This is a genomic window from Brevundimonas sp. (assembly GCF_003248455.1).
In the GTDB taxonomy this organism is placed as follows: Bacteria; Pseudomonadota; Alphaproteobacteria; order Caulobacterales; family Caulobacteraceae; genus Brevundimonas.
The window spans coordinates 36452-49348 of sequence record NZ_QFNM01000015.1 but is presented as its reverse complement, the minus strand read 5'-3'; the positions used below and the strand labels follow the sequence as shown (position 1 = coordinate 49348).

Annotated in this window: 17 protein-coding genes; 10 read left to right on the top strand and 7 right to left on the bottom strand. The window is 69.7% G+C overall.

Annotated elements, in window-relative coordinates; all coding sequences use genetic code 11:
• The first annotated feature begins 47 nt into the window (after positions 1-47).
• On the top strand, positions 48-1166 hold the full coding sequence (gene queG, locus DI624_RS07455) for a tRNA epoxyqueuosine(34) reductase QueG (protein WP_291537191.1): 1119 nt from the start codon (positions 48-50) through the stop codon (positions 1164-1166).
• A 348-nt stretch (positions 1167-1514) separates the two neighbouring features.
• On the opposite strand, the gene DI624_RS07450 is transcribed toward queG, so the two are convergent.
• Positions 1515-2042 (bottom strand): FKBP-type peptidyl-prolyl cis-trans isomerase, encoded by a 528-nt coding sequence (locus DI624_RS07450; protein ID WP_291537141.1) that lies wholly within the window; start codon positions 2040-2042, stop codon positions 1515-1517.
• On the bottom strand, positions 2023-3225 hold the full coding sequence (locus DI624_RS07445) for a threonine ammonia-lyase (protein ID WP_291537140.1): 1203 nt from the start codon (positions 3223-3225) through the stop codon (positions 2023-2025). Before DI624_RS07445 ends, DI624_RS07450 begins: the two co-directional genes overlap by 20 nt.
• A gap of 215 nt (positions 3226-3440) precedes the next feature.
• On the opposite strand from DI624_RS07445, the gene DI624_RS07440 reads away from it, so the two are divergent.
• Positions 3441-3971, top strand: coding sequence for a hypothetical protein (locus tag DI624_RS07440; RefSeq protein ID WP_291537138.1), 531 nt, complete (start codon positions 3441-3443; stop codon positions 3969-3971).
• Between the two features lie 129 nt (positions 3972-4100).
• Complete coding sequence (locus tag DI624_RS07435) at positions 4101-4295, top strand: hypothetical protein (protein ID WP_291537137.1); 195 nt, start codon at positions 4101-4103, stop codon at positions 4293-4295.
• Between the two features lie 16 nt (positions 4296-4311).
• Here DI624_RS07435 and DI624_RS07430 read toward each other — a convergent pair whose 3' ends face one another.
• The 5 genes from DI624_RS07430 to DI624_RS07410 all read right to left on the bottom strand — a co-directional run bounded on the left by DI624_RS07430 (position 4312) and on the right by DI624_RS07410 (position 7575).
• A complete protein-coding gene (locus DI624_RS07430; protein ID WP_291537136.1) occupies positions 4312-4845 on the bottom strand; it encodes a GNAT family N-acetyltransferase in 534 nt (177 codons plus the stop codon).
• Positions 4846-5008: 163 nt separating this feature from the next.
• On the bottom strand, positions 5009-5296 hold the full coding sequence (gene rpmA, locus DI624_RS07425; RefSeq protein ID WP_291537135.1) for a 50S ribosomal protein L27: 288 nt from the start codon (positions 5294-5296) through the stop codon (positions 5009-5011).
• Positions 5297-5388: 92 nt separating this feature from the next.
• On the bottom strand, positions 5389-5943 hold the full coding sequence (gene rplU / locus DI624_RS07420) for a 50S ribosomal protein L21 (RefSeq protein WP_291537134.1): 555 nt from the start codon (positions 5941-5943) through the stop codon (positions 5389-5391).
• Positions 5944-6098: 155 nt separating this feature from the next.
• A complete protein-coding gene (locus DI624_RS07415) occupies positions 6099-6632 on the bottom strand; it encodes a phosphoribosyltransferase (RefSeq protein WP_291537133.1) in 534 nt (177 codons plus the stop codon).
• Complete coding sequence (locus tag DI624_RS07410) at positions 6625-7575, bottom strand: MJ0042-type zinc finger domain-containing protein (RefSeq protein WP_291537131.1); 951 nt, start codon at positions 7573-7575, stop codon at positions 6625-6627. Before DI624_RS07410 ends, DI624_RS07415 begins: the two co-directional genes overlap by 8 nt.
• A gap of 72 nt (positions 7576-7647) precedes the next feature.
• On the opposite strand from DI624_RS07410, the gene DI624_RS07405 reads away from it, so the two are divergent.
• The 7 genes from DI624_RS07405 to DI624_RS07375 are packed head-to-tail and all read left to right on the top strand — an operon-like array spanning position 7648 to position 12886.
• Positions 7648-8364, top strand: a complete 717-nt coding sequence (locus tag DI624_RS07405; RefSeq protein WP_291537130.1) for a cell division ATP-binding protein FtsE — start codon at positions 7648-7650, stop codon at positions 8362-8364.
• The gene (locus DI624_RS07400; protein WP_291537128.1) at positions 8361-9302 is read left to right on the top strand and encodes an ABC transporter permease; all 942 of its coding nucleotides are present in this window, start codon (positions 8361-8363) and stop codon (positions 9300-9302) included. Before DI624_RS07405 ends, DI624_RS07400 begins: the two co-directional genes overlap by 4 nt.
• On the top strand, positions 9299-9928 hold the full coding sequence (locus DI624_RS07395) for a YdcF family protein (protein ID WP_291537126.1): 630 nt from the start codon (positions 9299-9301) through the stop codon (positions 9926-9928). The genes DI624_RS07400 and DI624_RS07395 overlap by 4 nt, the downstream gene beginning before the upstream one ends.
• Positions 9925-10662, top strand: coding sequence for a 1-acyl-sn-glycerol-3-phosphate acyltransferase (locus DI624_RS07390; RefSeq protein WP_291537124.1), 738 nt, complete (start codon positions 9925-9927; stop codon positions 10660-10662). Before DI624_RS07395 ends, DI624_RS07390 begins: the two co-directional genes overlap by 4 nt.
• Positions 10663-10696: 34 nt before the next feature.
• A complete protein-coding gene (locus tag DI624_RS07385; protein ID WP_291537123.1) occupies positions 10697-11476 on the top strand; it encodes a MipA/OmpV family protein in 780 nt (259 codons plus the stop codon).
• A 26-nt stretch (positions 11477-11502) separates the two neighbouring features.
• Positions 11503-11727 (top strand): alkylphosphonate utilization protein, encoded by a 225-nt coding sequence (locus DI624_RS07380; protein ID WP_291537122.1) that lies wholly within the window; start codon positions 11503-11505, stop codon positions 11725-11727.
• A 40-nt stretch (positions 11728-11767) separates the two neighbouring features.
• Positions 11768-12886, top strand: coding sequence for a GTP-binding protein (locus DI624_RS07375; RefSeq protein ID WP_291537120.1), 1119 nt, complete (start codon positions 11768-11770; stop codon positions 12884-12886).
• Positions 12887-12897 lie beyond the last annotated feature (11 nt).

Below are 12897 nucleotides of genomic sequence, written 5' to 3'. Positions count from 1 at the left end.
TGTTGCGCGTGAACGCCGAGATCGAATTCTGTGTTATCCCCCGCCCCGTGTCCGACCGCCTGAAAACCTTCATCCGCCAGCGCGCGGCCGAGTTGGGCTTCGATGTCTGCCGGTTCGCCTCGGCGGCGGACGCCTGGCCGGCGGGCGAGCGGCTGCGCGCCTTCGTGGATGCGGGCCGGCATGGCGACATGGATTGGATGCAGACCACGCTGGATCGCCGCCAGCACCCGACCGCCATGTGGGACGGGGCCAGGACCGCCATCGTCCTGGGCATGAACTACGGCCCCGCCGAGAACCCGCTGGATCAGTTGGCCGACCGCTCGGCCGGCTATATCTCGGTTTATGCGCGCGGCGACGACTATCACGATGTCATCAAGGGCCGGCTGAAACAGTTGGCGGGCCAGATCGCGGCCCGCAACGGCGCGGACATCAAGGTCTTCGTCGACACCGCCCCCCTGATGGAAAAGCCGCTGGCCCAGCGCGCGGGCCTGGGCTGGCAGGGCAAACACACCAATCTGCTCAGCCGCACCCACGGCAACTGGCTGTTCCTGGGGACCATACTGACCGCCGCCGAGATCGAACCGGACGAGGCCGAGACAGAACATTGCGGCCGCTGCACCGCCTGCCTGTACGCCTGCCCGACCAACGCCTTCCCGGCCCCCTTCCAACTAGACGCCCGGCGCTGCCTGTCCTATCTGACCATCGAATTCGCCGAGCCTTGGCCGGTCGAGTTCCGCGCCCTGACCGGGTCGCGCATCTATGGCTGCGACGACTGTCTGGCCGCCTGCCCGTGGAACAAGTTCGCGCAAGCAAGCCGCGAGATCCGGCTGCTGCCGCGCGAGGCTTTCGAAAGCCCGCGCCTGAACGACCTGCTGGCGCTGGACGACGCGGCGTTTCGCGCTCTGTTCACCAAAAGCCCGGTCAAGCGGATCGGCCGCGACCGTTTCCTGAGGAACGTCCTCTACGCCGTCGGCAATTCGCAGGACGTGGCCCTGATCGCCCCGGCGCAGGCGCTCTTGGCCGACCCCTCGCCCCTGGTGCGCGGCGCCGCCGTCTGGGCCCTGTCGCGGCTGATGACGCCTGACGATTTCGCGGCGCTTTCAGCGGCCGCGACCGAGACCGACCCCCAGGTTCTGTCCGAGTGGCGGCGGCTTGAACCGGCCTAGCCAGCGTAATCGCGCAGACGAACCGCAGCGATTTCAATGCCTTGAAGCGGACCAGCGACCGCTACCCTACCGCCCTCGCGCGCTGAGTTATGATGCCGCCTGGTCTTTGACATCCGCCGCACGACAGGACTGCGAACCGCTCTCAAAAATCTGCACTAAAGTGCACTCAAAAAATTCGCAGTGCACTTTTTACGTTTCCTCCCCGCTTCGCGGGGAGGGGGACCGCGTAGCGGTGGAGTGGCTCTTGAAACCTCACAGGCGCCCGTGATGCGGTTCAGAACCCCTCCGTCACGCCGCTGAAGAAGCGCCGCGCCACCTCCCCATTTCATGGGGAGGAGACGGCAACCATCACCCCATCGCGGTCGCCGCGCCCGATCCGCCGCCCGGCGCCTTGGCTACGTCCAGCAGCTTCAGCCGGAAGATCAGCACCGAATTCGCCGGAATCTTGGGGTTGCCCTGTTCGCCATAGCCCAGTTCGGGCGGCACATAGAGCAGCCATTCGTCGCCGACGCGCATCTTCTGCAGCGCCTCCGTCCAGCCCTTGACCACCTCTTCCGGGGTGAAGATCGCCGGCGCCCCGCGCGCGAACGAGCTGTCGAACACGGTGTTGTCGACCAGCTTGCCCTCGTAATCGACCTTGACCAAGTCGTTGCGGTCCGGGCTGACCCCGCCGGCAGGGCCGGACTGGATCACCTTGTACTGCAGGCCGCTGGGCAAGGTCTGGACGCCCTCCGCCTTGGCGTTCTTCGCCATGAAGGCGGCCGCCTCGGCCTTGCCCACATTCGGATCGACCGGCTCGGCCCGGCCGCAGCCCGCCAGCAGCAGGCCGCCCAAAAAGCTGGAGAGCAGCGCCGCCCTAACCCATCCGAAGTTCATAGCCGCGTTCCTTCAAGGCCTCGCCGATCTCGTCGGCGTGGGCGCTATCGCGCGTTTCGACCATGATGTCGAACTCGGCGCCCTTGGCCGGCACGTCCAGGGCCAGACGGTTGTGGACCACGTCGATGATGTTGCCGCCCAGGCCGCCGATCACCGCCGCCATCGCCGACAGCATCCCCGGCCGGTCGTCGCCCAGGATGCGATAGACCAGCAATCTCCGTTCACGGACCATCTCGCGGTTCAGCACCACCGCCAGCATTCGCGCGTCGATGTTGCCGCCCGTCAGTTCGATCCCGACCTTCATCCCCTTGAAACGCTCGGGATTGCGCAACAGCACGGCCAGCCCCCCGGCCCCGGCGCCCTCGCACACAGTCTTCTCCAGCGTGGCCATGTAGGAGACGCCGCGTTCGAAATCGGCCTCGTCCACCACGAAGACCTCGTCGATCAGCGGGTCCGCCAGGGCGAAGGGGATGTCGCCCACCGCCTTGATGGCGATCCCCTCGGCGATGGTCTGGCCGGTGCAGACCGGCGGCAGGCCCGCCCGTCTGGCGGTGAAGGAGGGATAGCGCGCAGCCTCCACCCCATAGACCTGGATGTCCGGCTTGATCGCCTTGGCGGCGATGGCGCAGCCCGCGATCAGGCCGCCGCCGCCGATCGGCACGATCAGAGCCTCGATTTCGGGCGCGTCCTCCAGGAATTCGATGGCGCAGACGCCCTGGCCCGCCACGATCCCCTCGTCGTCGAAGGCCGAGACGAAGACAAAGCCCTTCTCGGCCTCCAGCCGCTTGGCCTCTTCGGTCGAGCCGGTGAAGTCCAGGCCGTGGATCACCACCGTCGCGCCGTGCGAGCGGGTGCCGTTGATCTTGGCGAAGGGGGTGCCTTCGGGCATGACGATGGTGACGGGCACGCCCAGCCGTCCGCCGTGATAGGCCAGGGCCTGGGCGTGGTTGCCGGCGCTGGCGGCCACCACCCCGCGCCTGCGCTCGTCCTCGCTCAGCAGCAGCAGGCGGTTCAGCGCCCCGCGCTCCTTGAAGCTGCCGGTGAAGTGCAGATTGTCGAACTTGACCCAAACCTCGGCCCCGGTCAGCTGCGACAGCCGGCGGGAGTAGCGGGTCGGGGTGTGGTCGACCTGGCCGGCGATCCGGGCGCGGGCGGCTTGGATATCGGCGAAGGCGACGGTCATGCGGCGGTTTCCGGGCTCTCGCCTCGAAGGCGGGCGAGTTGATCGGCGCCTGTTTCGCGCGTTGTCGCCTTGCGGTCCAGAGCCAGGCGATCTTGGCCGTGGAAGTCCCCGCCGCGCCTGTGCGATAGTGGCGGCGGTCGTCCCCTGCGACCCCGAAACGCACGCCCCTCGAACGGCCGGATCGAACGGCCGTCCCATTCCCCGGAGGAACGCCCATGTCGATTCGCTCTCTCGCCGCCCCCAGACCGGCTCTTGCCCTGGCGCTTGTCCTGTCGGCGGCGGCCATGTCCGCCTGCGCGCCCACGGCGGGAAGCGGCGCCCTGCCGACCGCCGGCCCGGCCGCCTTCGACGAAGCCGACTTCGCCTGGTCCCAGGCGCCTGGCCGCAACAGCATCCAGGGCCGGATCGCCTTCGCCCAGGATGGCAAGGCCTTTTCCTGCGTGGCCAACGTCGGCCTGACGCCCGACACCCCCTACACCCGCGCGCGCTTTCGCACCCTGTACGGCTCAACCGAGCGCGCGGCCGTGCCCGCCGCCGTGGTTCGCGCCCGCACCGTGGCGGACGCCAACGCCAACTATTCGACCTACGTCCGCGACACGCGTTGCCAGGACGGCCGATTCCAGTTCGACGGCCTGCCGGACGGCGGCTGGTTCGTGATCGCCCCGGTCAAGGCCGATGGCGACCCCATCGTCCTGATGCGCCATGTGCAGACGCGCGGCGGACGTGTCGTCGCCCTGACCCTGTGACCCGCCTATTACTGTGACTCCGGCGCCTGGGGGGCGCAAAGATGCGACCCCGGTAACGCGGGTCGCCATCTTCTGGCCGCGAGCGCCCCGGAGTGATCGGGCGATCTGCGGCAGTTCGGGGAGCGTTTCTTGTCCCAACACAACATCATCGGGTCCGAGGCCTTCACCCGCGGGCCTTCGGTCATCATCCGCAAATACAAGTCCGGCGGCATGCGCCGGCGGCGCGTCAGGACGGCGGCTGCCTTCATCGCCGGCGCCGGCGTCATGCTGGCGGCCGGCCTGATCGCCGCCGTGGCGATCTATGGGCCGGCCCTGGCCAGTTAGAGGCCCCCAGCAGGCCTTAGGCCAGCCAGACCATCATCCGCGTATCGGCCTGGGCGCCCCGGGCCAGGCTCCACGCCCGGCGCGTCTCGCCGGTGTAGAGGAAGCCGGCCTTCTCCAGAACGCGGCCGGACGCCGGATTGTCGGCGAAGTGTCCGGCGACCAGGGCCCGGCGCTTCCACTTGCGGCTGGCCCAGACCAGAGCGGCGTCCAGCGCCTCGGTGGCGAAACCTCGACCCCAGTAGTCCCGACCGATCCAATAGCCCGTCTCCGGGACCCGATCCTCGCCCTCGAACAGGCCGATCACGCCGATGGGACCGACGTCCTCGTGGTCGATGACGAAGGTGTTGGCGCGCGCCGGATCCTGCGACGCGACCTGGAGCACGAAGTCGTCGGCGTCGCGCATCCTGAACGGATGCGGCATCCGCTTGGTCATGCGCGCGATGTCCAGGTCGTTGGCCAGGGCGGCGATGCGCGGCGCATCCTGGGGCGCGGGCGCGCGCAGCACCAGACGCCGCGTCTCGACGACGGGAGAGGTTTCAATGACGCACATGGCGATCGCCTCGTTCTTCGACCGTCTCCTTGAAGGGCTCGGACGGTCTTCGAGGCGGGGAACGCAAACGGGGAGCCTGGTGATCCAGACTCCCCGCGGAATATTTCCCTGGTCCGGATCGGCTGCTGGAGGAGCAACGCGATCCGGTGAAATCCAGACTGCGTTACTCGGCGGCCATCGCCTGAGCGGCGTCGTCGTTGGCCGCGAGGATCGACACGTAACAACGGCCGCCACGTTTGGTGGTGAACTTCACGGCGCCCGGCGTCAGGGCGAACAAGGTGTGATCGCGGCCCATGCCGATGTTCTCGCCCGGATGGAAGGTGGTGCCGCGCTGGCGCACGATGATGTTGCCGGCCAGCACGCGCTCGCCGCCATACTTCTTCACGCCCAGGCGCTTCGACTCGGAGTCGCGACCGTTACGCGACGAGCCACCGGATTTCTTGTGAGCCATCTTGCCGCTCCTTCTTGGTGCGCTACCGGCCGTTCGGCCTGCTTGAGCGCGTCCATGATATCATATGGCGCCATGAAGCGCCGGTGAATGTCTTAGGCTTCGTCGCCGGCGGCTTCCGCCTTGGGCGCGGCCTTCTTCTTGGCCGGAGCCTTTTTGGGGGGAGCCGAACTCTCGACCACGGCGCCCTTGACCTCGGCGCCGTCCACGTCCGTCACGACCGTCTCGGTCGAACCCAGCGAGGAGGTGTCGCCGCGCGCAGCCAGGTTGCGGGCCCGCATGTTGATCTCGGCCTTGGTGGTCAGTTCGACCTTGCCGTCCCATTTGGCGGTCTCGCCGGCGCCTTCGATGCCGGTGATGCGAAGGACCGATTCCATCTGGCGGTGGCCGTTGGTGCGGCGATAGCCCTGCCGGCGGGTCTTCTTGAAGATCTTGATCTTCTCGCCCTTGCGGGTCTCGACCAGGGTCGCGCCGACGAAGGCGCCGTCGATCAGCGGGGCGCCCAGGGTCACGCCCTTGTCGCCGCCCAGCATCAGGACGCTGTCGAACTTCAGCTCGGCGCCGGCGTCGCCGTCGAGCTTTTCGACGACGATGGTGTCGCCCGGTTGAACCCGGTACTGCTTGCCGCCGGTCTTGATCACCGCGTACATGTTGAAGCCTCAGCGCAAACGCAAAAAAGAATGCGCCCGCTGGAGTGACCCCCGCGGGCGAAGAGCGGCGACATATACGGAAGGCCGCCGCAGAGTCAACGCCGAACCCGGCGGAAATTGAGCCCCCGCCGGATTACGCGCCCCGACGGCGCGCCTCAATCCAGGGCGCAGACGTCCGGCAGGCCGCGCAGGGCGCCGGCGTGGTCCAGGCCATAGCCGACCAGGAAGCGGTCGGGAGCCTCCCAGCCGACGAAGTCGGGTTCGGGCGCGCGGGGCCTGGGCCAGGGCTTGCGGGCGAAGACGCAGGTCAGAACCTCGGACGCGCCGGCTTCCCTCGCGATGCGGACCGCCTCCGCCAGGGACAGGCCGGTGTCGAACACGTCGTCCAATATAAGGACGCGACGGCCGGCGATGGGCCGCTGGAACGGGGCGTAGACGTCGATCCGGCCCCGGCTGGACTGTTCGTCGCCATAGGAGGCCAGCCACAGGGCGTCGAAGCGGACGTTGCGGCCGACGCGGGCCAGGGCGCGGGTCAGGTCGGCGGCGAACCACAGGCCGCCGGTCAGCAGGACGGCGGCGACCGTCTCGTCGTCGATCGCGGGCGCGATGCGCCGGGCCAGTTCGGCGACGATGCGGGCGACATCGGCCTCGGGCAGGAGAACGGTCGGCGTCGGGGAAGGATCAGCCATGATGCGAGGCCGATACCGCCTCGCCGCGGGGCTTGTCCACCGTCGCCTTGCCTACCGTCGCCTTGGCCGGGGCGGCGTTCGCCGGCCGCGCCTCGACCGGGGGGGCGTGGGACGCATCGGCGCCGGGCGCGGTCGCCGAGCGCAGGCCGTGCGCGGCGGCCTGGCCCGCCTGGCCCGCAGGCGCTGCCGGGGAGGCCGCAGGCGAAGGGGCGTGATCGGCGCCGGGGAGCGTCGCGGGCTTTTCTCCATGACCGATCGAAGCCTTGGCGCGTGCGGGCGGCGCGGGCGCGAAGTCCACGCCGATGCCGGCCCCGTGCCCGCCGGGATCGGGGATCAGGGCGGCGAACCCCTGGACCTTGCCCGGCAGGACGGGCGGTCCGTCGATCCTGACGATCTTGAAGCCGACCTCGGCGCCCTGGGCGTCCAGCAGGGCGACGCGGATGGGCGGCGACACGATCTCGGCGTCGCGCACATTGCGCACGGCGCCGGACACCAGGACCATGCCCGGCCGGTTCGGCGCCGACTTGGCGGTCAGGGCCTCGAAGTCCAGACCCACGACGTTCACCGGCGCCCCGACCATCGCATAGGCCGACGCCGCGCGCGGGAAGGCCCGGACGATCTCCACCCGAAAGACGAAGGCGGCGACGACCAGTCCGATGAAGACCGCCGCCAGCGCGGCCCAGACCACGCCCTGGGCGGCGGCCCGCCTCAGCTTCTTCTGGCGCTCGGCGCGGGCGCGGAAGGCGCGGGGCAGTTCCGGCTCTTGAGGCGCCGGCTGCGCAGCGGGCGTCGCCTCGGGCGTCAGGATCAGTTCCAGCGGCTCGTCGGGGGTCGCGCGCCACACCTCGCCGCAGGACTGGCAGCGCACCTTGCGTCCCTGCGGCCCCACGGCGTCGTCGGGAATGAAATAGCTGGTGGCGCAGGCGGGGCAGGTCAGTATCATGTGGCTGACTGCGAGGCTGTCGCCCCCTCCCGCGAGGCGCGACGTCGCGCCCCCTGTTCCTGAACCCTGTCCATGCCGTCCGCCGAACCCGCCGCCATGACCGAGACCATGACCGAGACCGCGCGCCTGTCGGGCGTCGGCTTCGGCTATGCGGGCGCGCCCGACGTGCTGCGGGACGTTAACCTCATTCTGCCCCGCGGCTCTTTCCACTTTCTTACCGGGCCTTCCGGGGCTGGCAAGTCCTCGCTGCTTCGGCTCCTGACCCTGGCGGACCGGCCGCTGAGGGGCGGTCTTCGTCTGTTCGGGGCCGATGTCTCGCGGATCGACCGGCGCGACATCCCTGCCTTCCGCCGGCGGATGGGTGTGGTGTTCCAGGACTTCCGCCTGCTGGACCATCTGTCCGCCTTCGACAACGCCGCCCTGCCGCTGCGCCTGGCGGGCGGACGAGAGGCCGACTACGCCGCCGACGTCGAGGAGATGCTGAAATGGGTCGGGCTGGGGCGGCGCATGGACGCCCGTCCCCCCGCCCTGTCGGGCGGCGAGAAGCAGCGCCTGGCCATCGCGCGGGCCGTCATCGCCCGCCCCGGCCTGATCGTGGCGGACGAGCCGACCGGCAGCGTGGACGCGGTCATGGCCGACAAACTAATGCGCCTGTTCCAGTCGCTGAACAGGCTGGGGGCCACGGTCCTGATCGCCAGCCACGACGAGGCCCTGGCCCAACGGTCGGGCGCGCACGTCCTGCGGCTGGAGGGCGGTCGGCTGCACGCGCCGGGACCGGCGGCCGCATGATCCGCCTTTCGGATTTCACGCCTCGCTGGGCCCTGCCGAAGCTGCGTTCGCCGTTCGGGCGGGGGCGGCCCGGCCTGTTGCCGCCGGCCGCGGCTGGCGAGCCGTGGCTGATGACGGTGATCGCGGTCCTGTGCTTCCTGGCCTGCCTGGCCGCCGTCGCCGCCTCCGCCGCCGACCGCGCCGCCCACGGCTGGGCCAGGCAGCTGGGCGCCGAGGCCACGGTCCAGGTGCGCCCCCGCGTCGGCGAGACCGGCGACACCGCCGCCGGTCGCGCGGCCGAGACCCTGGCCGGCGTCGAAGGGGTCGAGGAGGCCGCCGCCCTTGACCGCAAGGCGGCCGAAGACCTGCTGCGCCCCTGGCTGGGCGATGCGATCCTGCCCGACCTGCCGCTGCCCCACCTGGTCACGGTTCGGCTGGACCCCGAGGCGCCGGCCAGCGCCGTGACCCTGAGCCGCGCCTTGGCCGAGGCGGGGCTGGACGCCACGGTCGACGACCACAGCCTGTGGCGCGGCGAGGTCGAGCGCTCGGCCAATCTGATCACCGTTCTGGCCGGCGCGGCCTTCCTGGCCACGGCCTTCGCCGCCGCCGCCGCCATCGCCTACGCCACCCGCGCGGGACTGGCCGCCGGACGCGGCGTGATCGAGACCCTGAACCTGAACGGGGCGACTGACGGGCGGATCGCCGGCCTGTTCCAGCGCCGATTCGGCGGGCTTGCGGCCGGCGCCGGCGTGATCGGGGCGGGGTTGGCCGCCGTCCTTGTCGCCGGTCTGCGCCTGCTGGGCGGATCGGGCGGTCTGACGGCGGCCCTGCCGGTGGCGTGGGGCGACCTCCTGCTGCTCTCGCCATGCCCGCTGCTGGCCGCTACGGTCGCGGTTCTGGCCGCGAGATTCGCCGCCATGCGGGTATTGACCTCGGATGCGGGCGGGGGGGACGCATGAGATTGTTGAGCGTCGTCTTCATCGGCGGCCTGATCTGGCTGGTCGGCCTGTTCGCCTTCGCCCATCGGGTGCGCGAACTGACGCCGGCCGAAGACCCCGCCCGCGCCGACGCCATCGTGGCCCTGACCGGCCCCTCGTCCGAGCGCGTCAACGCCGCCATCCGCCTGTTGGAACAGGGCAAGGGCGAGCGGGTGCTGATCTCGGGCGTCAACCGCGAGGTGCGCCGCCGCGAACTGCGCGAACTGACCCCCGGCTCCAGCCGCCTGTTCAACTGTTGCGTCGATCTGGGCTTCGAGGCCGAGGACACGGTGGGCAACGCCCAGGAGATCGCCGCCTGGGCGCGGTCCAAGGGCTATCGCAGCCTGATTGTCGTGACCTCCGACTATCATATGCCGCGCTCCCTGGTGGAGATCAGGGGCCAGCTGCCGGGCGCGATCCTGACGCCCTACGCCGTCTCGACCCCCTCGCTGGACAATGCGCGCTGGTGGCGGGCGGCGGTGACGGCGCGGCGGATGACGCTGGAGTATATGAAGTATCTCGCCGTGCTGGGCCGCGAGGGCGTGCGCCGCCTGACCGGGGACCGGCCCGTCCCTTCCGTTTCCGCCGAAAAGGCCCCGCCTAGGTGAATATGCTGCGTTCCCTCCTGTTCACCGCCTGGCTCTATCTGTCGATGCCGATCTTCGCCATCGGCCTGTCGCCGGCGCTTGTGATGCCGCATCGGTTCGCCATGGGCGTCGTCAAGCTGTGGGCCAGGACGGTGCTGTTCGGCCTGCGCTGGATCGCCGGCGTCAAGGTCGATTTCCGGGGTCTGGAGAACCGGCCGTCCGGGGCCGCCCTGGTCGCGTCCAAACACCAGGGGATGCTGGACATCGTGGCTCTGCTGGCGGTGCTGCCCGACGCCTGTTTCGTGATGAAGAAGGAGCTGATGCCCCTGCCCTTCTTCGGCTGGTTCGCCTGGAAGACCGGGATGATCGCCGTGGACCGCGCCGGCCACGCCAGGGCGCTGAAGGACATGACCCGCCAGGCCCGGGCCCGCCTGTCCCAAGGCCGCCAGATCGTGATCTTCCCCGAGGGGACGCGCAACGATCCGGGCGTGCCCGGCGACTACAAGCCCGGCGTCGCCGCCATCTACCGCGACCTGGAGGGGCCATGCTGGCCGGTGGCCACCAACTCGGGCCTCCATTGGCCTGCCCACGGCTTCCGCCGCCGCCCCGGCGTGGCGGTGTTCGAATTCCTGGAGCCGATCCCCGCCGGGATGAAGCGCGGGGCCATGATGGCGTTGCTGGAAAGTCGCATCGAGACGGCTTCGTTGGCGCTGTTGGAGCCAAAGGCGGCGCTTGCGCATTCTGACCCGGCCTGACCTGTCGGATCGGGCGCCGCCAATGGAAACGCCCGTGCTTCGTCCCCTGCTGCTCTCCGTCGCCTTCGCCGCCGTCGCCGGTTCCGCCCTGGCCCAGTCCCAACCCTATGAGCAGGTCGAGGCGCCCAAGACCTGGCGCGTGGATGTCGGCGGGGGGATCACTCACGGCTTCAGCGCCACGGGAAATACGGGCGACGACGTCAACTACACCGCCTGGGGTTCCGCCAGCTACAAGGACGTCGTTTACGCCAACGGCCTGGACGGCGTGGGCTGGAACGCGCTGAAGACCGACGACCTGCGCGCCGGGGTGCAGATCCGGCCCCGCTTCGCCGCCGGCGACATCGAAGGCTCCAGCCTGGATCGCCCGGGTCTGGGGGCCGACGCGGCCCTTTACGCCTACAAGCGGTTCGGCGGAATCGTCGTCGGCGGCCGGATATCCCAGGATGTCTCGGGCGACGACGCCGGGACCCAGTATTTCGCCTCCGTCGGTCATCAGCGCGTCACGCCCGTCGGCCTGCTGCGCGTCAGCGGCTATGTCACGGGCGGCAGCGACGAACGCATCCAGCGCTACTACGGCGTAACCGCCGAACAGGCGCCGGGTAGCGGCTACCAGCCCTATGAGGCCTCGGGCGGCCTGTCGGGCGCCGGCGCCGTCGCCTTTTTGGCTGTTCCGGTCGGCAAGCGTTTCGGCGTCGGCGGCTTCGTCAACTACGAGCAGCGGCTGGGGGACGTCAAGGACAGCCCCCTGGTCAGCGACGACCACGTCTGGCGCGCCGGCCTGATCGGCGTAATACGCTTCTCCAGCGCGGATTGACCGCCCTTTTTGAGAAGCATGACGGCATGACCGACGACCCGACCAAGGATTCCAACGGCAACATCCTGGCCGACGGTGACAGCGTGACCCTGATCAAGGACCTCAAGGTCAAGGGGTCGGGCGGGGTGACGCTGAAGCGCGGCACGATGGTCAAGAACATCCGCCTGACCGGCGATCCCGACGAGATCGAGGCCAATGTCGAGAAGGTGCGCGGCCTGGTTCTGCGCACCGAGTTCGTCAAGAAGGCCTGACCCTCTTCCCAAGCGCTGCGTCAGCCGCCATCTAGCGGCCATGACCGACACCCTCGCCGCCCCCGCCCCCGCCGCCACGCATGGCAAGATCCCCGTCACCGTCCTGACCGGCTATCTGGGGGCGGGCAAGACGACCCTGCTGAACCGCATCCTGACCGAGGACCACGGCAAGCGCTACGCCGTGATCGTCAACGAGTTCGGCGAGATCGGCATCGACAACGACCTGGTGGTCGGCGCCGACGAGGACGTGTTCGAGATGAACAACGGCTGCGTCTGCTGCACCGTGCGCGGCGACCTGATCCGCGTCGTCGCCGGCCTGATGAAGCGCCAGCGCCCCGGCAAGCCCGCCTTCGACGCCATCATCGTGGAGACGACGGGTCTGGCCGATCCCGGCCCGGTGGCCCAGACCTTCTTCGTCGACGAGGACGTCAAGGCCAAGACCCAACTGGACAGCGTGACCGCCCTGGTGGACGCCAAACACGTCATGGCCCGTCTGGACGATTCCAAGGAGGCGCGCGAACAGGTGGCCTTCGCCGACCGGATCATCCTGAACAAGGTCGATCTGGCCACGCCCGAGGAGCTGGATGCGGTCGAGGCGCGTCTGCGGGCGCTGAACCCCTTGGCGCCCATCGTGCGGGCCGAACGGTCGAACGTGCCGCTGGACCAGGTGCTGGGCGTCCACGCCTTCGACCTGGAGCGGATTCTCGAGGTCAAGCCGGACTTCGTGAACCCGCCGCACGGCGCGGACGGCCATGTCCACGACGAGCACTGCGGCCACGACCACGACCATCATGATCATGACCATGATCACGGGCATGGCCACCACGACCGTGCTCGCGGCGCGCGCGGACACGCCCACCAGGACGACATCAAGGGGATATCCCTGTCTCTGGACCGGCCGCTGGACGGCGCCAGGTTCACCGCCTGGCTGGACAGACTGCTGGGCGAGCAGGGCCAGAACATCCTGCGCGCCAAGGGCATCATCGACGTCAAGGGCGAGGACCGCCGCCTGGTCTTCCAGGCCGTTCACATGATCCTGGAGGGCGATCTGCAACGCGAATGGGGCGCCGCCGAGCGCCGCTGGAGCCGTGCCGTCTTCATCGGCCGCGATCTGGACGAGGCCGAGTTGCGTCGCGGCTTCGAGGCCTGCGCGGCCTGAGCGGGTCAACG